Here is a 20,824-nt window from a genome sequence, read left to right as displayed (position 1 = left end):
TCCGAAGAGCCGGGAGTGGGAGTACCGGGACTTCTCGAAGAAGTGGGCCGCCTTCACGCCTTACGCCTCAAGGAAGTCGCCCGAGGACACCCAAGCCCTGTCCTCGGCGATTCGTGCCACACAGAGACTCCACGGCACGCTGTCCACGAACGTCCGCCCGACCAACCGCCAGATCTGGGCCGACCTCAAGATCCTCGAAAGCTTGGCCGCGCATCACCAGAAGCGACTGGCAGGCAGCGGCAGTCAATTCGCGGCCCTTGTGTCACCCCTGACGAAGGCTCCGCTCGACGGAATCGCGACCTACAGGCGGCCAAGCGAACTACGCGACGCCCTGGCCGAGTTGCACGCTGGCTGGAACCAGCTCCATCACGCGGCCACGCAACCCGGCGTACTCGACCACGCTGTGCACGCGGACCTCTTCACCGAGGTGACCGCCGCCTACGCTCACTCCCGCGATATCCTCCTCAGGCTTCCTGGGACCATCGGCGCACTGTCGCACCTGCATGACGCGGCCGAGCGCCTCGCCGTCCACCACGTAGGCCTTGCGGACGAAGCCGCCGCACTGGCTCAGCTCGCCCGTCACCACGCTCTGCGGACCCTGGCTACCGGCCGCGACCCCGCCGGCGACGCTCCAACCCTTGACGCCCTACTCAGCGAGCTTCACAAGACCGCACTCGCCGAGACGCCGGGCGCCGCCGTCGACGTGGCAACCCTGCGCGCCCAGATTCCGTCGCTGGTAGCCGACGAAGACCTCAACCGCCTGCTGCAGCGCCTGCCATTCACCCACCCCGCACGGCTGAGGGCCGAAAGTTTCCTGGCCACGTGGACTGGCGACAACCTCGCGGATTCCGAAGATCTCACATTGCCCCTCGCCCGACAGCAGTACTTCTACCCGATGGTGCGCCTCGCACGGATCTGCACCGACCTGCGGGCCAGCCTGCCCGAAGACGTCGACGCAACAGGCCTGGAGGCACTGGAACGTCACATCGGCAGCTACCACCAGATGGTGACCGGCGAGCGCCGCAGCCCTCTCCGCCCTGCACCCGGAGCCGCTCGGACCCTCACTGTCACCGGCCCCGACGTGCCACAACAGCTCCCCTTGGCCGCCGCACCGCCGCAGCCGGTAACGGAGCCGACTGCCGCCGACACGGCTACCAGCAACGCTCCGCACCCCGACCGAAGTCTCGACCGCCCGCACTCCGAGCAGCCCGGGCGCGCTGGCGCGCCAGCCGTCACTCCCGCGACGACCCCCGCCGACGTGTCGGAGGGACCCCCATTCGTCGCCCCCCGGCCCGGCCCTGCCACCGGCCCGGCCGACGCCGATACACGTACCAACGACGATGAGACAGAGCAACCCACGTCCACCTCCGACGCGCCGCGCATGACACCTCCCACACTGGTGCCCGCCGCCACGCGCAGCAGCGGAGCCGTGGACCTTCCGCGGTGGGAGCAGCCCCCGAACCTGCCCGCGCAGCCTGACGACGCCTCCACAATCGATGACCTACCCGGCTACCGGTGGCACCTCAGCGACGACATCGTCATCGTCCACCACGAAGGCCAGCCCATCGGGCACGCCGAGCGCTACGTCACGGCCCGCGACAAGACTCGACTCCGCTGCTACCTCGGAGACGACCAACTCACCCAGAAGTGGTCAGACGGTGCGGCTGCCAGCCACATCGCCACCGTCCACCACCGTCTGACTCGGCCAGCCCAGCCGCCCGTCACGGACACCCTGCGCATCGAGCACACTCCCGAGCACACGCGCCTGTACGGGACCAGTTCAGACGATCTCGAGGCACGCAGCGCGCTCGAGGTCGTCGGGCAGGCCCGATCGGTCTACGGCCCCCCGCCCAGCACCAAGCGCCGCGCCCAAGCTCGCAAGGGACCCTTCTTGTACTGGGAGTTCCAGGGCACGGAGGAGGAACGCCGGGCCACTGTTGAGAGGTTGTCCGCACTGCTGGCCAGCCGAGGACGGCACGTCCCGTCCGGTGCCGCAACGCCTGACCAGGCGGCCACTCCAGGTGAACAGCAGGATTCCACCGGGCCATCCGCTCGCCCTATCGCCGACGTGGTCGAGGGCGTTCCCGCGGGGGCCGCAGCCATCGACGGGATGCCGGGCTTCTGGTGGACGACCCATGTGACGAGCAATGACAGCCCAGGCGCCGACTACTCCTGGAGGCGGGAGACACTCACCGTCGGCTTCCAGAGCAGCATCATCGCTACTGGCAGCGCTGGTGACCGCTCCTGGTCGATCCACATGGGCAATGCCACCTTGAACGGGCCGACGCCGGAAGCCGCAGCACGCCGTGTCGCCCGACACTGGCAGGACCTGCAGACCCGGCCCAACCAGAGGGGCGGTCGCGAACAGCTGTGGGTTGAGCACAACCAGCAGACCACCCGCATCCACGGCCTGACCTCGTCTGACCCGCAGGCCAAGGCCGCTCTGACGAGCGCAGGGTTCGTCAACAAGAGCCAATCCGGCACGACCGAGCCCCGGGCCGGCGGGGCCGGCGCACGCGAGCGCGCCGTCAACATCCTGGTCCGGACCCTAACCGCACAGGGCCGCGTCATCGAGGTCCACGCAAACACCGCACATCGCGAGGCGAACCCGGCCCCGGACGGTCAGGACCTCACCACACAAGACCTTGAGTGGCAAGGACAGACTCACGTCCGCATCGCCGAGGACCGGTGGTCCGTTGCCGACTTCGATCCCGGCGACGAAGTCTGCCTGCGCGGCGACAGCTTCTGGCGTCGCGTCGCAGCGGTCGACGGCCTCACCCTGACCACTGCCGACGGTGTGGGCCGCATGGTCACCTCCGTCTATGCCCAGCGCCGTTCGGGCATCATCACCCGCTGGACAGAGCCGGCCTCCGAGACCGGGTACGCGCGCCCGCTCCTCGCGCCCGCTCAGAACCGAACCGACACCGAAATCGCCGAAGAACTGACCAACCTCGCTCTGCCGGCCCGCAGCCCCGAACACGAGACGGCGATCCGCAGCCGCCGCGAAACGCTCACTACAGCGGTCGACCGGCGCCGGGCCGCCGCGCTGCGACAGGAGGCCGAACGGCAGACCGTTGCCGCCCTGCTTGACATGCCGAAAGCACTGGAGCAGCGCGGCGGCGAACTCCTCACCGACGAATCCGGCCGACCGCTTGGTGCGATCATCCGGATGAAGCCCAAGGCCTTCATCTACCTATCCGCAGACGGCCACACCACACCGGTGGCAGACAGCGCCAGCCAGGCTCGTCAGTGGGCCTTCGACGATCTCGAAGCGCGGCAGGAAGTGTCACCAGATGGCTGGCGGCCCAGCTTCCTGAGCGACCTGGAACCCGGTGCCCTCGTGCGTGCCCCGGGGCTGCACCGCATCCCAGGAAGCCTGCGCTACACCCTGGATGCGGACCTCGTCGGCAATCCGTTCACGTTCAACCGCCTTGAGCGATCCGAGACCGGCACCATCACCCTCCACGGGGAGCGAGACGGCCAGCCGGTACAGGAGATCATTCACCACAGCCACATCCAGTACGGCATCCTCCGGGCAGCGACGGGGGCCTGGGCGATCACCCCGGATGAAGCGGCGCTCACCGCGCTGCGCCGACGGGTCCGGACGGCCGTCGATACGGTCGGCGGTGCCCCGCTCATGCCGGTCAACCACGTCCCCGCCCTGGAGGCTCTCAAGCACCGGGCTCTGGCTGCTGTCCGCAGGCCGTTGCGCGCGGACAGCGTCGTCAGCGCCCTGGGCGATGCCCTGGACAACGCCGACGCTCTGATCAACTCGCTGTCCGCAGCCGACAACGACTTCCGCGGCAGGGTGTCTGCCCTTCGCTCGGTTCTTGCCGTCGCTCGCGACAGCCTGTCCGCCGCCGCACCAGCGGGGACCGGGCCCACGCCGGAGACGACCGGAACCCCATCGACTCCTGACACCACCGGGCGCGAGCTGCTGGCCCCGGAGGAGATACGTTTCATCCTCCGCCGCTGGTTCGGCAGCGCCACTCACGACTCACTCCTCGCCTCCTATCTCCGAGCGCTCGAGGGCCCCGGAGCCCACCGGGTGTGGGTCAACGGCCAGATCTACGACTCGCCGCGGGGCATCCATCTGTACCGCGGAGACCAGAGCATCCCGCCATCCCTGATGTCCCGACGCCCCCAAGGCATCGACAAGGCGCCCGAAGGCCTCGTGCTACGCACCGAAGATCGGCAGGCGCCCGCACTCACACTTCCCTGGGAAGACATCCCCGCCTGGATCGAGCCCGGTGTCACGGACGCCCTCCGCCTGCAACTCCTCACGGCACAGGCGGATTTGAGCGCTGCGCCCCTCGCCGAGCTCACGACTGGATCACCCTCAGCCCGTAAGAGTCTGCGGGGAGCCGAGCAGTCCCTTCTCGCCGCCCTCGACGACGTTCAACCTCCGACAGAAGCCCAGCTCGCAGATGCATGGCGCCGCTACCGGCCGGAGACAACCGAGGCCGAAGGCCTGTTCGACCTCGCTCCGAGCTCCACCGACCACATCCTCGCGACCAAGGAGGGGGCCGAGTTCGGCCCCGGCACTCCCTGGAAGAGCATCAGGGCCTTGGATAATGCCCGGCAGGTCGTGACCGACCGTACCTGGGATCTGCTCGCCGACCCGCGGTGGACGGAATGGGCGCAAAGGAGCCCGGACGCGGCCGCAGCTGTCGTCGAGGCAGCCCATCTTTTCCGCACCACGTCTCGAGTCCGCCCCGCCGCGTTCTTCCGCGTTGCCCTGGACGGCGCCCGACGCCTGCGTGATCTGGGCGCCGAAGTGGCCAGCGATACCCCGGCTGCTCGCGAACTGGAAACCTCCATATGGTCCTTCGCGCAAAACCTGATAGCCACAGCAGCTTCGCCGGCCTGGCGTCAACTCTTCCCGGAGACCCCCAGCCCGGTCTCACCATCACAGGACGAGGCGCGAGCCAATACCGTCCCCCATCCACCCGCTCAGGGCGGGCAGACTACGGCCGCCGTGGAGCCGGAAACCACCTCCTCGACACCAGAGGCACCCGAAGAGAAGACATCGACAGCCTTTGCGCTGGAGGGCGGCGGAGGACAGGACTGGCGCCAAATGGAACCCAGTGCGTACGGCCTGGACCGACGAACCACCGCCCCCTCGCTGCCGCCGGTCATCCCCGTGCCAGGGCAAGCCGAACTCCCCGTCACCGACGGCCCACCAGAAGCACCCGACGAGCCGACGAGCCCGGAAGACGACGCGGAGACCGAGGACGAGGACACCACCCCCCGGTACCACCGCGATGGCTGCAGCGGCGAGACGCGGTGGCTCTACCTTGCCGCCGACGAAGACCGTCGCATCCGGCACTACCTCTCATGCGACTGCCACGGCGAGCGACTGGGCAACTTCCGCCAGTCAGCCCCCGTGCTCAAGCCCGGGCGCAACATCACCACCGCTCGCACCACCCAAGCGTTCGCCTTGGCGGACCGCAACAGCTACGACGTCTCGGGTGACTTTGTCGCCCTGGACGAGCTCACCATGCGCGCCCCCGTCATCTGGCGGCCCGCCGCCGCGCGCCAGAAGGAGGTCGCAGCACCGATGCCCGATTCCCAGAGGCCGGAGACCCCCGACGCTCAGACCCCAGATCAGCCTCAACCCTCCGACACACCGGCCCTGCCGGTGCTCCCGGACCAGGCCCCCCAGAAACTGGAAGAGCTGCGTGCCTACTACCGGCAGCGCGCCCAGCAGACCAACAACGGCCCGCTGAAGCTGGCATGGAACTACCGGGCCTCCGACCAAACCATGGAAGTCATGGCCGGCGGACTGATCCGGTTCGGCTCCTCTCGCAACTGGCGCCTCGCACCGTCCGGCGCCGGCATGCCGTTCAACCAGACCGACGACAGCCTCAGCTTCACCAGCAAGACAGAGGCGGAGGCCTTCGCCAAACACCTTGCCGACGTAGCCGGGGCGGACGGTGCGCCGCTTCCCTGGGCCGCGACCGACTTCACTCCGGCCTTCGCCTCCTGGCGCAGCGATCGGTCAGAGCCACTCGACTTGGCATTGGCACGACTCCGGGTCGAGTTCGACCGTAGCCGTGGTCGCGAACCCTTCTCCGTCGCGGCCCGGACGTACCGGCCCTATGAGGACCTGGGCGCCTCCCGCGGCGAGGCACCGAACGGGCACCTTTGGCCTGACGAGATCCCCGCAGACACCTGGGTCCACATACCGGCCCGCCCCGGGCATCCGGCCCAAGACGTGCTCGTCACGTCCGTGACGTCCCTGCCCAGCGGGGAGGTCGAACTCACGCTGGAAAACGGGGAGACCGTTGCCATCCCACGCAACGATGCCCGTCCGGCGGCCCAGCCCACCGACGTTACTGACACCAACGGTCGCATCATCGGCCACCGTGTCGAATCAGCACTCCTGCAGCCGGGCCAGTGGATCCAGATCGACACCACGGTCGGCTACAACCGCGAACGGGAACTGCCCGAGCTGGAGTACGGGCAGGCGTACCACCTCCGCGGCCGCATCATCGAACTCACCACCACGCCGGACGGCCAGATGCAAGCCCGAATGGAAGCCGTCGCTGCCGTTCACGGCGACACCTGGGCCAACCACACCCCAGAGCGCAAGCGGTCCAACGGCGAAGAAGATTCGGTGCGCTGGACGCTCGGGCAGCGCACCGTTCAGATCACCGTCGACCAGGCGGCGTTCGACACCATGACGGAGCGGCCCCTCTCCGTCGAGGAACACACGGACGCGAACAAGGCCAACCAGCCATCGCCCGAAGCCATCGTGCTGATGACCCGGATCGTTGCCCAGGGTGCGGCACTCGTGACTGCCACCGACCCCACCTACCCGCAGCACGACCGCCTTCAGCCCCTGGCCGCAGTACTGCCTCCGCTTCTCCATGACATCAACCGCGCGATAACCACATCCGACTACGCCCTCCTCGTGCACGCGACCCTTACCCTCGCAGACCAGGTCGGCGAGGCTGTCGACTCCATCGACGTCTACCTGCCTCCGGGCCTGGAGCCGCTGTTCGGTGCCACCCACCGCCTGCGGTCCCTGCTACTACACCAGCGCACCGAACAACTGGACGGCCTGCTCGCCGAGGTAGCGCCTCACTGGGCGCAGACGTCTCCCCTGGCGGGAATGAGCGACGAGCAGCTCTTCGACACTCTGGAGGAATGGGAACACGGTGTCCCACGCGAGCAGTGGGCTCGAGAGGAAGAGAACTGGCCCACGACGCCGGACACCGTTACCAACGGGGCACAGATCGTCGTCGTCCACGACGGTAAGCCCGGGGCGCGCTCGCGCGTGCAGGGCCTCGCCCGGTACGACCAGGCCGCAGCCGAAGTCCTTCGCGCAGCGTCCTTCCGGCCGATCACCGGCTCCAGCGGCGTCAACTGGGACACCGACGCCCGCACCGAACCCGCCCACCGTCGGGCGCTCGCCGAGCAGGCCTTGACCGGCCTGCGGGCTCTGGGGCGGACGGTTGAACTTCGCACAGCGCAGCAGCCTGCGGCACCCGCCCAGCCGGCCACTGCTTCGCCCGCAGGCGAAACACCCCCAGCCACGGCCTCGCCCGTGGAGGGTGAGACCGCAGGCGAGCCGCAGCAGAGTGATCTTGACGCCAACCCCGGCACGGACGAAGACGCCCTCAACGCTGTCAGCATCTCGGTGATCCACGGTGGGCATCCCCTGCAGAGCCTGGTTCGTGGCGTCGCCCCCAATGACACCCGAGCTCAGGAAGTCCTGCGCACAGCCGGCTTCCGAAAGATCCGGCGAAGTGGTGGCCGAGGATGGGAGACACCGAGTAGCTGGAAGTGGGAGACCCGGCGCAGCCGCGCTCTTCAGGCAGTCCTCGGCCTGGAGGGCCTCGGTCGCACCGTAACCTCCGACATTGAGGACGGCCGGACTCGGGAGGAGAACTACCGCGCCCAAGAACGCCGCGTACAGGAAGGCCCCTTCCCCTCCCGGGAAGCACACCGCAACAGCGAGGACCAGCTTCTCAAGAAGCTGCACACCTGGATCGCCTACTTGGAGGGGCACTCTGCCTCCACCCGCAGTGTTCACTACCTGCAGGAGCAGGTTGCCGTCGAGGCCGTCAAGGCGACCATCGTCCAGGCACTGCAGAATCAGCAGCGCACCCACGAGAGCAACGGCCAGCCCGGCCGGCATCTGACCGACGAAGACGTCTACGAGGGTCTGCTCGGGCACATCGCGACGCTCGACCACGACAACTACCGCCGTCCGCAGGAGGTCGCGGACCGCCGCGAGGATCTCGTCACGGAGATTCGGCGGCACCTCGACCAGTGTGGGCAGACCCGTCGTGCCCCGACCTACGCCGCGTTTCTCTCCAGCGATGCCCCACCACCCCGGGTGCCTGCCGTTGACCTGTTGCCCGACCGCAAGCTCAAGTACGGCAGCCAGATCTGGACCGGTCCTGAGGCCGTCCTGCGCTTCTCCCGCGAGGCGCATTTCTACGGCAAGCCCGTACGTCAGCTGTCACCGGGCGAATGGCGAGTGTCCGTCGACCACGACGACGTCCGCATCTTCAAGACGCCTACCGAGTCCGAAGAACAGGCGCTGGCCCGATCCATCCGGCACAGCGTTGACACGCTCACGGACTTCTCGACCCTGGACAGCGAGTCCTTCCGGCAAGCCGTGCACGAGCTCCGGCAGAGCATCGACACCTGGAAGCAGACCCCCAGCGCAGCCGTAGACCGCGACTTCAGCCTGCGCTACGCCCGCGAGAACCTGGACAAGCATCTCAAGCGAGCCTTCTGGCTCCTGGACAACCGCCGCCCCCTGCGCCTGCTCAACGAAACCCTGCAGGAAGCCACCGACTCCGCGGTGCGGGTCGAAATGGCGCTGGAGCACTCCTATGAAGAGCCGGCCGACCAGGAGGCGTTGCGGGCCGTTGCACATCATTGCCGCACCCTGCGCGAGCGCCTGGAAACCACCTCTCGGACCCCCAAAGAACTACCTACCGAGCGACGGTTCACCAGCATCGACGAGGTCCGCACGCACTGGAGGAACACCCCGGACACGGTCAACGCCGCCCTCCACACGGACAGCGCCCGCAGGGCGGCCGACGCCCTGGACGACACTGTCCAGCTCACCCGTCGTGGTCACCTCGTCGTTGCCCAGCATGAATCCCGCGGATTCTTCGTGATCATGCATTCCGGGAGCAGCCTCACCGTCACCACGGCAGGCACACGTCACCCGGACCGGGCCCTGGAGCTCGCACAGGCGCTGGAGGACATCGCCGTCGGCCAGCAGCCCTTTGACTGGACCTCGCCGGGCATCGACCAGCGGCTCGCCGCGCACCAAGAGCTGATCAAGACAGTGACCGCGTTCCAGGAGAAGACGTGGTACCCCGCGAGCGAGGCAGCCGGCCAACGACGCAGCCTCCGCGACATCGTCGAGGCCTGGCCCCCTAGCTGGATCACCCCCAACGACACCTTCGAGCTCACGGCAGGCGGCCTGGTCATTGGCGCCGACCGCGGCTACAACTCCGCCTGGCACATCCTGCCTGCGGCTTCCGCGCTCGACCTCGGTCTGCCACCGATGCCCGACCGCGACCAGGCGCACGCCTTGGCCCAGCACCTGGAACGCGAGCTCGTCGATCACACCGGCAGGCCCCTCGACTGGGACAGTCCCGCTCTTGCCGCGCAGCTCACCACGTTCAGGACAAGTAGCGGCCGGGGCTTTCACGACGCACTGGTCGAAGCCCATCGCACCTTCACTGCACCCCCCACCCCCGTCGACGCGCAACCGCCAACGCCCGGGCCCACCCCCTCTGCTGTCGCGGACCAGCCCGTGCAGGAAACCCCTGAGCCCGGACCTCAGGAGGGCGAGCCCGTGCCCCCGGCCGACGAAGGCCACGACCAGTTCCATCTAGGCGAGTCCGTCACCCGCAGCGGACACGTCGTCGGCAACCACAAGAAGACCTCGGCCCAGGGCGACTTCCACTGGATCACCATCCGTGCGCACGACAACACTGTCCTCGCCGTGCGCCTTGACGCCACCCCATACACCCCCACGAACCTGCAGCCCGGCCAGGAAGTCACGATCACCGGCATTGTGGCCGAACCCGCACAGCGACGAAACGGCCGCACCCAGACCCTGCTGCGCAGCCCCGTCATCACCCCAGCCGACGCTCCGGCAGGCCCAGCTGCATCACAGGACTGGCCCGACCTAACCCCCACCCAGCGAGACGTACTCCGCGCACTCCCGTACGCGCAGCGCGCCATGGCCTGGGCCCCGTCCTCCTTCGAGCCCTTCTTCGAGGTCCTCATCGGGGACCAGTGGAAGACCGTCACGACGGTCAACGCCTTCACCCTGCACACCGGCCCGGACCTGCACGGCTTCCACAACATCCTGGCGGTTCGCGGCCCGGACCACCAAGACCACCAAGCCGCGCTCACCACCGTCGCCGACGCCATCGAGGAGCTGCGCGAGCCCACCGACGACGACCTCCAGACCCCGCTGCCCCCGGCGCCAGTCATCGGGCCGCCCGAAGCGCTCACCGACATCGAACTGCATCAGGCGATCGCCCAACTTACGACCTGGCTGGACTCCGCCCACCCCCATGCCCTGACCGAGATCGACCCCGAGGAGCCGATCACACGGCGCCTCATCACCGTTCAAGAACTCCGCACCCGGCTCGATGCCGAGCGGGCGACGCGCAGCGGACTCTCCCAAGACCTGAACACCGTCGGCACGATGACGCTGGAGCGCGCACGGCACCACCTCCACCTCGGTGCCCGGGATGTACACGGCCGCATCGTGATCCTCGACCACAGCGACACCAACGTCGCGCACATCGTCCATGACGCCGACGGCACGCCGGAAGCCGAAGGAGGGCCACTCGACGATCCGAAGAGGAGGCGCAGGCACGGGTATCGCGTCCACCACAGCGATGGGAGCACTGAAAAGCGCGCCTACCAAAGTCCTCATGGGGCGATGGCCGCCTACTTCCGCGACCACCATCCGGCCGCGAAGAGCCTGCAGACCAAGCCAGCCACTCCTCGCTTTGCCAACAGCGTGGCTTTCCGCGCCTACCTCCGCACCCTGCCCGACGCAGCGACCACGGCCGATCAGCGGATCGTGGAGTACTGCCGTCGAGCCGCCGGCCAGGAGGCCATGGACGAGAAGGGCAAAGCCATCGACCTCGCCCCGGTGCGCCTCTCACCCGGCAAGAGGATCGCCCTTCACCGCGGTGACACGAAGACCCGGACTCGCCCCGACCTTGAGGCTTCCCTCAATCAGAATCGGGCCAAGCTCTGGGACTCCGGCGACAGCGCGCCCCGGATCGTCTCCAACTGGGTGCTCCAGTCCCCGCACCGGCTCCAGACCATCGCTGGCGTCTTCCCGGTGCGCACCCTGCGCGAGGCGGAGACGCTGGCAACCGCGCTCGAGGCGCTTCGGGACCACGAGGGGAATCCGCTCGACTTCGATCAGCCAGGTCTCACGGGGCGCCTGCGCGTTTTCCGCGATGCCGCAGGCAGGAACTGGCCCACCGCCGTCGCGGTCATCCGTACCCTCACACCGGGGCTCGACCCCGACGGCACACACGCGAACTGGCTCCTCAAGAACGCCCCCGAGCACGCTCCGGCAGCCCTGAGGGCAGACACCCGCACCGAGAACCAGGCCGACGGGCCGGAAGCGCCCGCCTCGCCCGAGGCCACAGTGCCCGACGAGAAACCCGTCCTGACCGCAGAGCGCCCCCCACTGCCTCCCGCCGCACCGACGCCTGAGCAGGCCGCCGAGACGCGCGAAAAGGCCCTCGGCCACCTCACCACCCTGCAGCCGTCATTCCTGGCCAACCTCGACCTGGCGCGCGCACACGTCACCGCACGCGGGTCTTTCCTCGTCGCCAAGTCCACCACCAAGGACAAGCCGCTGTACCGCAAGGGCAAGTGGTACACCGTCCACACCGCCAGCGGCACGCTCATCTCCTCCGGCGACGGTGATGACACCAAGCGCGACGCGACCGAATTCGCCGACCTCCTGGAGCAGGCCACCGCCCTCGACGGCACCACCGTCAACTGGGCGCAGTTCACCACCAGCGACGAGCTGCGCTACACCCAGACCGTCCCCGGCTACGCCTACGACGAGATCCACAACAAGACCGAAGCCCGCTTCCAGGCCCAGCGAGCTGCTGCAGACGACGCGGCGCTCGAGGAACAGCGTCCCACCGACCCCGACCCGCAAACCGGCCCCTTCCGCCGCCGCGAGGACCTGCTGACCTACTGGGCTCAAGGCGGCAACCCGGCGCTGCCCGAGGCCCACCGCAATGCGCTGCGGAACATTGCCACCCAGAACCCCGAGACCGTGCACCTCTCCGCGGACGGACAGTTCGCGCTCATCTCGGCAACCCTCGGATGGCTCGTTCTGACAGCGCGAAGCGGCATCAGCCTCATCCCGGCCAGCGATCCCAACCACCAGGCGCGTACCAACCACCCCACCCGCAAGGCTGCCGAGGGCTGGGCCGCGCTGGTCGCCACCCTGCGCGACGCAGACGGCAACCCGCTCAACTGGGCAGCCCCCGATGTCCGCCCTGACGAGCGCGGCAGCGACCGCGGGGAAAGCTGGAAGCTCGCCTTCCTGCGTATCGACGCCGAACATGCCGCTCAGTTCGGCGATCAGCACCGCAACGCCGAGCGACGCTACGACCTTGAGCGCGAGCGGACAGACAACCACGGGGCCGGCACCGGACGCATCTGGGGCCGAGAGATCCAAGAGGGCACAGAACTCCGGTGGGAAGCGGACCCCACGTTGCCAGAGCGGGTTCTCTCCGTCAGGAACCGCACCGACGACCACATCACCGTGCTGACTACTGCGGGCATACGCACCGTGGGCTCCGACGAGCGGGTTCCCCTGGCGGCCCAGGACCCGCAGCGAGCTGCGGTGAACGACGACGGACAGGCGATCGGCACCCGCGTTCTGCCATTCGAGCTCGAGGCAGGTCAGCGCGTCCAACTGCAGACGCCGGCGAGCACACTGTCCGGGCGAGTACTTCTCTCCGCAACATTCGGGGCCTCGCACCTCATCACTCTCTGGGCAACCGTCACTGCGACGTCTCTGGACGGTGGCGAGATCCGCCTCGACGGAGTACGTCTGTGGGACGGCAACGGACGCCCCCTTGCCCGGACCGACCACAGCACCCTTGGGCTACGTCAGTTCGACAGCAACGGCCGCGCCCTCGCCCAGACCAGCGAAAGCATCACGTTCACCCTCAGCGACCTGGACGGCCTTGGCCAGTTCGTGCAGCTCAACGATCAGGCACCCGAACCCCGCGACAAGTACGCGCAAGAGGCGGCGTCACGCCCGGAAACGCCAGAGCCTCACGAGATCACGCCGAAGCAGATGCAGCCCGGCGAGCACGTGACCCTCACCGTCGGCCGCGGCGGCCTCGAATGGCCGGAAAGCACCCGGGACCTGGCCGAGACGCCTGAGGAAGTCAGGATCCAAGGACTGGTGTCTCCTTCGTACGAAGGGCACCTCTGGGGCTCCGCCGGCCTGCTCCAGGCGACCCTCACAGACGCCGAGACAGGGGAAGTGCTGGCCGCTGACGAGCCGTACATCCTCATCACGCGACTCCCGGCCAGCGTCCTCGTCAACCCCAGCCAGTACCGCGACGACCTGCGACCCGAGCCACGCCGAGCAGATCAACTTCGTGTCGGTGACCTCGTTGCCCGCGGGCGCACCGGTCTCGCGGTGACGGACATCTTCCACGTCACCAACCGAACACCCCACATCGGCCTTCGCTTCGGCGAGGACGAGTACCCCTACCTCCCCGAAGCCAGCAAGGAACTGGCGGTCGTTCCCCGTGAACGCCGCCGCCCAGAAGACCTGGCACAGCTGCTTGGGCCCCACCCCTACCCCAGCGCCATGCAGCTCGACATGAACCGCATAGCCGGCCCCCACTCTCTGCTTGCCCGACTCAAGGAAGAAGCGGAGCGGCGCTCGGAGAGCGTGCCCGGACTGAGCGCAGCCTTGGACGCGGTCGAGCAGGCACTCGCACCCCTGCAGTCCGCAAGCAACGGAGCCGACGGCTGCCGTGAACGAGCCGCAGCGCTGCGCGCAGCCCTGCCCCTGGTCCAGCAGATCAACGCCGAACTGCCGTTGCCCGTTCGGACACAGTCCGGCATCGGCGAAGACGTCCTCGACCTGTGCACCGCCCTCGATGTACAGGCCCAGCGCCTCGATGCGGACGTCGCCGACCTGGAGCAGCGGGCTGCCGAGCGCGCGGCTACCAAGGCGTCGAAAGCCGCCGAGGCCACGGTGACACAGCAGACGGCACCAGCAGCCACTGACACTCCCACGCCCGCACCCAGCCAGGCCCAGGGCGAACAGCCGGCGCCTGAGCAAGGGGACGAAGGCACGCTCTTCGCGGTCGAAGCGGTCTCCACACCTACGCGGCGACGCAGCATTGCGGAAGACCTCGCCGACGGGCCGACAGGGGTCACCAGCGGCACGGGCGGCTCACCCTCGCCGGCGTCACCCGAGCAGGCCGGAACGACTGAACCGTCCCGTGCCACCAACACCACGACACAGCCGCCCCAGCGACGTCGCCGGAACACACCGACGGGCCAAAAGCCGAACACGGAAGCGCTCTTCGGGATGGCCGAAGCCGAGGGCGTAGACGGAAACGCAGCAGTGCCCACCACCTCCACGCCAGCGACGCTTGCCGATGTCGTCTCGGACCCCGGGGGGCTCGACACCTGGGATTCCGACGGGGGACACTCCGCAACAGAACCCGTAGGCGACCATGAAAGGGCCGGGCTCTCCGGAGACCACGGGAGCACATCGGCTGAGATCACCGTCACCCAGGCGGCGCCGCCGCCCCAGGGCATGAACCAGAAAATTGGCCCGGGGAAGGAACCCAGGGCCGACCAGGGCACAGCCCCCACGCCGACGAAGCAACCCAAGCAGACACCCACCGCCGACACCGCCCCAACGCCCCCCTCAGACACCGAGGGTGAAGCACCGCTTCCTTTCCGAATCGATGCATGGCCGCACATCAGCCGCATGAGCGGAAAGCGGCTACAGGAGTGGCTAAGTCGCGGTGCAGCCCTGTCGCCGGACACCAAACTCCACACCGATCCGCAGGCCGAAGCGACGCGGCATATCACGGACCCGAAAGCCCGAAGCGATGCCCGTGCCTTGTTCCAGCAGCTCAACCCCTTCGCCGAGTTCGATGCCGCACTCACGGGCGCCCTCAGCCGAACCCGCAACTCCTCCGTGCGGGCGCTGGCCGCCCAAGCAGGGCAGGCACTCCGCGGGGAACTCGCCGCCTGCGCCGACGAAGCACGCGAACAGTTCCAGACGGCCATGACCGCACCCGGCATCCTGAGCTTCGCACGCGGATACGGACGCGACGTACCCACCGCACAGGCCTATCAGCGCAGCCACAGCGCGTTCATCCACGTGGTGGAGCAAGCCGAAGCCGAAGCGAAACGCCGCGGTATCGACGCAGGCGCAGTTACGGCGGTGCTGGCCCACGCCGCCGGATGGGACGGCAGCTGCAACGACGGGCGCTTGATGAACACCCGGCGTCTTAACGGACCTGTTCATGCCGCCTACCGCTCAGCCCACGATCGCCTCGCGTGGATGCTTCAGCGCGTGGGCTGGCTGGCCCAGCACAACAAGGCCCGAGCAGCACTGAACCTGCCCGTTCTCCAGGCACCGCCCCACGCTTCCGGGAGCACCACCGACACCGATTTCTGGCCCTCCCTCGCCAGCGCGCAGCGCCGCTACACGCGGACACCGCGCCGAGACCTCGCGGGGCTCGCCGCCGCCTACCTTTCCAGCGGCGCAGATCAAGTCATCGGCCAGGCAGCCTGGCAGGAGACCTATCCCCTTGCCCAGTTCGAGGAGAATGCCCGATCGGTCCTCGACCAGATAGCCGACACCGAGGAACATCGCCTGGTAGGTGAGGTCCAGCGCGCGCTCCACACCGACCTCACGTCCCTGCTCCAGGACACCACCCACGCACCCCCCACCATCAGCCAGATTGCGCAGATCGTGGCCGGGCACCGCTCCCGTGCCGCGGACGAAGCTGAAATGCTCGGCCTCGACCCTGGTCAGGTCTGCGGCCACCTCGACTACATCACCGGCTGGGACGGATCGGTCGCGATCACTCCCGAGGGAAGGGCCGTCGCCAACTACACGACAGCCTTCACAGTCCGCACCGCCCGCACCGCGACCGGAACACCGGGACAGCTCAGCCATCGACGTCAGCTGGTCGCGCAGCTCCCGGACCCCAACGCGCTGCTCAAGATCCTCACCGCGCTTCAGCAGCCGGCCGATGCCGCGCCGGATCCCCAGCAACAACTGACCCTCGTCACCGCCGCCCCCCAAACGTCCGCCGGTCAGCAACCCATCCACGCCACGTCGAGCACCGCAGACCCGGCGCCGCCCGCGGCCGCGCCGGAACCTATCCAGCCCACCACCGAGCCGATGGAGAAGCCCATGGCTGCACCCCCTCCGGCTGCCCAGCCCGCAAAGGCGGCGCAGCCCCGCACCGTCGACACCCCCCGGCCCGCCACCGGGCAGGTCGTCGTGCTCACCGTCAACGGCGAGGCCTATGCATCCCAGAACCTAGCCTCGGACCGTCTTTCGGCAGACGTGCGCAATGCCCTGCACCATGGTGGCGCCCCCGCCACACGCACGATGTACGGGCACATCGGGAAGCGGCAGCTGCCACTTTTCTGGGAGGCGACAACCGCGGGCATCGTCTTCAGTCTCGAAGAAGGCCCGGAGCCTGTCCTGACGGTGGCGCCCACCGAGATGACGCCGTTCAACCCCAGCGAGCGCCCGCCGCGTGAGGAATCTCCCTACCCGCGGCTGATGACCGCCATCGCTTCGCGCCTGAAGGCCACCGGCCAGACCGCACCGCCTGGGCCGAAGCTCGTCCCGCAAGCATCCGCTGGTCCCAACCGGGCCGCCCGCGCCGCCGCTCAACGGATGGGCGACGACGCGGGACAGGCCGTTGACCGAGGCGCACTGGAACGGATGACTGCCCAGGCCGAAGAACAGGGTCTGAGCGACGTTCCCGTCGACACTCACGGTGCCCTCGGAGCGGTGCAGCTGGGCGTGTGGCTGCAGACGCAACTCAATCGCGTCGACGCGGAGGCCGCCGCACAGGCGGATGCCAGTACGCCCGCACCTAAGGTCACTTCGACGGCAGGACCTCAGGCGGCATCACCCGAGCCCCAAGAGACCCCCGAGACGGCGACAACGGCCAAACCCGCCGCCCCCGCCCCCACCGCTTCACGCGCCCGAGCTCAAGAAGCATCCCCGGCGGAGGAGCGTACGGCTTCCCGACGCACAGCCGCACCCGCTGCCGTCGCCGATGGCGGCGAACGGGAACAGGAACCGGTCGCCCCGGAACGGATCTACGCTGCTCTCGACGCTGCCCTCCCTCTCTTTGAACAGGCTCTGGCCACCCCGGAGGCAGCGGCCGCCCAAACACACCTTGCTGAGAAGCGCGGCATCACCGAGCCGGCCGAGGCTCGGCGCTGGAACCTGGGGTACGCGCCCGCTGGACCCCGAACCCGCAAGTGGCGCGCGATCACCAACGAACTGCGCAACCAGGGATTCACCAAGGACGAACTAGTCGCCGCTGGCCTGCTGAACATCACGGAAAAGGGTAAGGAAGTCGACCAGTTCATCGACAGTGTGGTGCTCCCCATCCGCGATGAGCAGGGCCGCGTCGTCTCCTTCATCGGCCGCGCCCTCGATCCGAAGGCGATCGAGGACTACGGCAAGTACCGCTCCAAGAACACCCCCGTCTTCAAGAAGGGTGAGCAGCTCTACGGGCCGGATGGCTGGCACGCCACCGCAGCACGCGGCGGTCCGATCTACCTCAGCGAGGGGCCGTTCGACGCCAACGCGAACACCGCCGCCCTGGACGCCGTTGGACATGCGGACTCCGAGCGCCCCGGCGTGTCCATCGCCCCCTGCGGCACAGCGCTCACCACCAACCACATTGCCGAACTCGCGGCCCTCCACGACGGCCCACAGCCTCTCGTGTTCGTCCTCGACAACGACCGCGGCGGCCAGGACGCTCTGCTCCGCCAGGCAGCCCTGGCCGCCGAATGGGACGGCGCGGTCCGCGCCGTTTTCATCGACGGCGCCAAGGACCCCGACGAACTGCGCATGACCCAGGGCGATGCAGCCCTGCACCGGGCCCTCACGGAAGCGTCCGTCCCCCTGGATGAAGCCCTCGCGCGAATCGTTGAACTCCGGGCCGCCGAGATGCTCACGAAGTTGCAGGACGAGAATAGCCTCCTGCCTCGCGTCGACGCGGCCCAGGAGATCGGTCTGATGCTCGGCGCCGCCCGGCTGCCCGAAGCAACCGTGATCAAGCTGGCGCTGCATCTCCAGGACACCCTGGAGATGGGAGCCGAGCACACCACCTACGCGGCCTTCACCGAACGCAACCCGCACGAGAGCGCCGACTCGGCCTTCCGCCGGGCATCCGAAGCCATCCACCAGGTCATGGAGGAGCGCCAACGCGCCCAGCAGGCGACACACTCCCAGGAGGAACTCCCGATCATGGCAGCGACCGACACCGCCGAGCCCGCACAGGCCCTGCCCGCGGAGCAGCTGGCCTCCGATCTCGAACCCGTCCTGCAGGCTGCTGACACCAGCGAGACAGCTGCAGCGGCCACAATCCCGGAGGCCGCCGCCTCATCGACACCGATCCGCCAGCGGCTGGTGGCCGGCGCCCAGGAGGCCGACGCCACCCTCGCCGCCGCAGGCGAGCAAGTCACGCTCACAGTCCCGCTTGACCTCCAGCCGCTGATGCAGGAGTTCGAGACGCTGACGGCCCTGGAGAACAACGCCGTCAGCGACCGGCCCGCGCTGCGCGAAGACCAGCGCTACCGACAGATCCAGCTGCTCGTGGCCGCCGCCAACGCCGCACTCACGGTTATCCGGACCGACACCAGCAGCAGCGACACCACCCGCCGGCGTCGCCAGGCCGCACTGACCTCCACGGTCGCCCGTGCCATCAGCATCAACAGCACGGCCCTCTCCGAGGATCTGGGGCGCGAGGGTGTCCAGAACCAGAACCACGCCGTCCCCGAGACCCTCCGCGCACTCACCCGTGCGGCCACCGACACCGCCGACCAAGCCGCCGGGATCCTTGAGCCCGGCACCGAACTGACGCACTACCTCACCGTCACCCGGGAAATGGACAAACTCGTCGCCGCCCTGGAGGCCCTCGCCCCGCCGAGCCAGCGCCGCCTCCCGCTCCCCAGCTGGCCCGAGGCCCTCACGTGGGACGCGCTGCGCCACTCGTTCCCCAGCGTGCGCCGCTCGCCGGCCGCACAGGCGGCTGCAGACCTCACCCGCCGCTGGACACGTCTGGACACCGCGCTGGAACGCTTCCAGGGCGACCGGAGGCTCAATGGTCTTGGACGGACGCTGAAGATCCGAAGCGCCGAAATGATCGCATCCTTGTCCGGCTACCTGGCCGAAGTATCCGAGCGCAAGGGATGGCGCCTCAGCACGGCTCTGTGGGGAGGAGTTCATCACTGGGCCAGCGAGACCGTCGACCTCCTCCGCGGCAGGATCAGCGAAGGAGAGACCCGGGAGCTTGGCCACTACACGGGCAAGAAGCTCAACCCTGTGTACGAGACGGCCATACAGCAGGCGCGCGCGGCCTGGAAGGAGCTGGGCGCGCTCGACCCGGACGACCCGGAAGCGCCCACCCTTCGTGCCGGCATCCAGGCCAGGGCGCTGCTGGCCCAGCTCGACTTCACCGCGCAGCGCGGCGAGAGCAATGGTCTGGACGCAGATTTCGATCCGTCGGAGCGGATCGGTTTCCTGCTCAAGGACGTGGATGGCCCCGCGCGCCTCGGAGAATGGAGCCGCATTCGCACCGCCGTCCTGGAGCTTGCGGAAAACCTGTCGGAGCGCAACCCGCGGCGTCAGATGCTCGATGCCTGGGCCGAGCGCATACACCACACCATCAGCGGAGAAACCACACCCGACCCGGCCGCCGCGGCACGGCTGACGGCCACGGACATCCATGAGTTCGCGCAGCGAGCCCTTGCCACCCAAGAGCCCTCACCACTGGTCCTGGCCGACGACCCGGAGACCTTCGCACGTGCCCAGCACGCGCTGACGGTCATGGAGCGCCTGGGGATCGTCTCCGAAGCAAACGCCACACGCGCCGAGGGGCCCTCCCGTCGGGCCATGCTCATCACGGACCCGGACGAGCTGCAACACGCCCTGCTACGCGCCGAGTCCGAACTCGCCACGTACCGAGCCAGCTTGCCGACGGACTCCGGACAGCAGGCACCGACCCCACAAACCGCGCCCTCCACGTCGGCCGAAGCCAGCCCCGTTGAGGCCGGTGCCGCCGAGACCGGCACGGCACCGACCCCGCCCCCCGCCGAACCCCCGGCGAGCACCCCAGCGCCCCCGGAGCCGCCCGTTGCCGAACCTCCGGCGAGCACCCCAGCGCCCCCGGAGCCGCCCGTTGCCGAACCCCCGGCGAGCACGGGACCCACAGCAGGGCAGGGAACGCCCGCAGCCGCGCCACCGTCAGCCGGACCGCAGCCCGAATCCGGGCCCGCAGCACCGCAAGCCGGTCCGGGCGAACCCGCGAGCGCAACCGAGCCGGAGCGGCGCGCGCGCCCGTCCAACCAAGCCCGGTTGGCGAGCCTCCTCAAGGACAGCGGCGAGCGCGTCAAGGTCCTGAAGACCGAGCGCCCGCAGGAACCCGCGGCGCAGGGAGCTACCCCCGCCGTCACACCGATACGCCCCCAGGACCAGGCCGCGCAGCAGGTTCAGCAGCCGCTCACCAGGGCAGCAGGCGCCGGCCGCGGCTGA

General features: G+C 68.8%; 1 protein-coding gene (only partly in view). It reads left to right on the top strand.

The annotated features are described in order from the left end of the window. Nucleotides 1-20,824 carry the 3' portion of a hypothetical protein gene (locus ACZ4VK_RS26295; RefSeq protein ID WP_468356724.1) on the top strand. The gene continues 11,579 nt to the left of window position 1, outside the view, so 20,824 of the gene's 32,403 nt are visible here — the last part of the coding sequence; its start codon lies beyond the left edge, outside the window; its stop codon occupies nucleotides 20,822-20,824.

It is taken from the genome of Streptomyces sp. NPDC028711 (assembly GCF_055565415.1).
The sequence above is the reverse complement of the archived record's forward strand: the minus strand, read 5'-3'. Positions and strand labels throughout refer to the sequence as shown.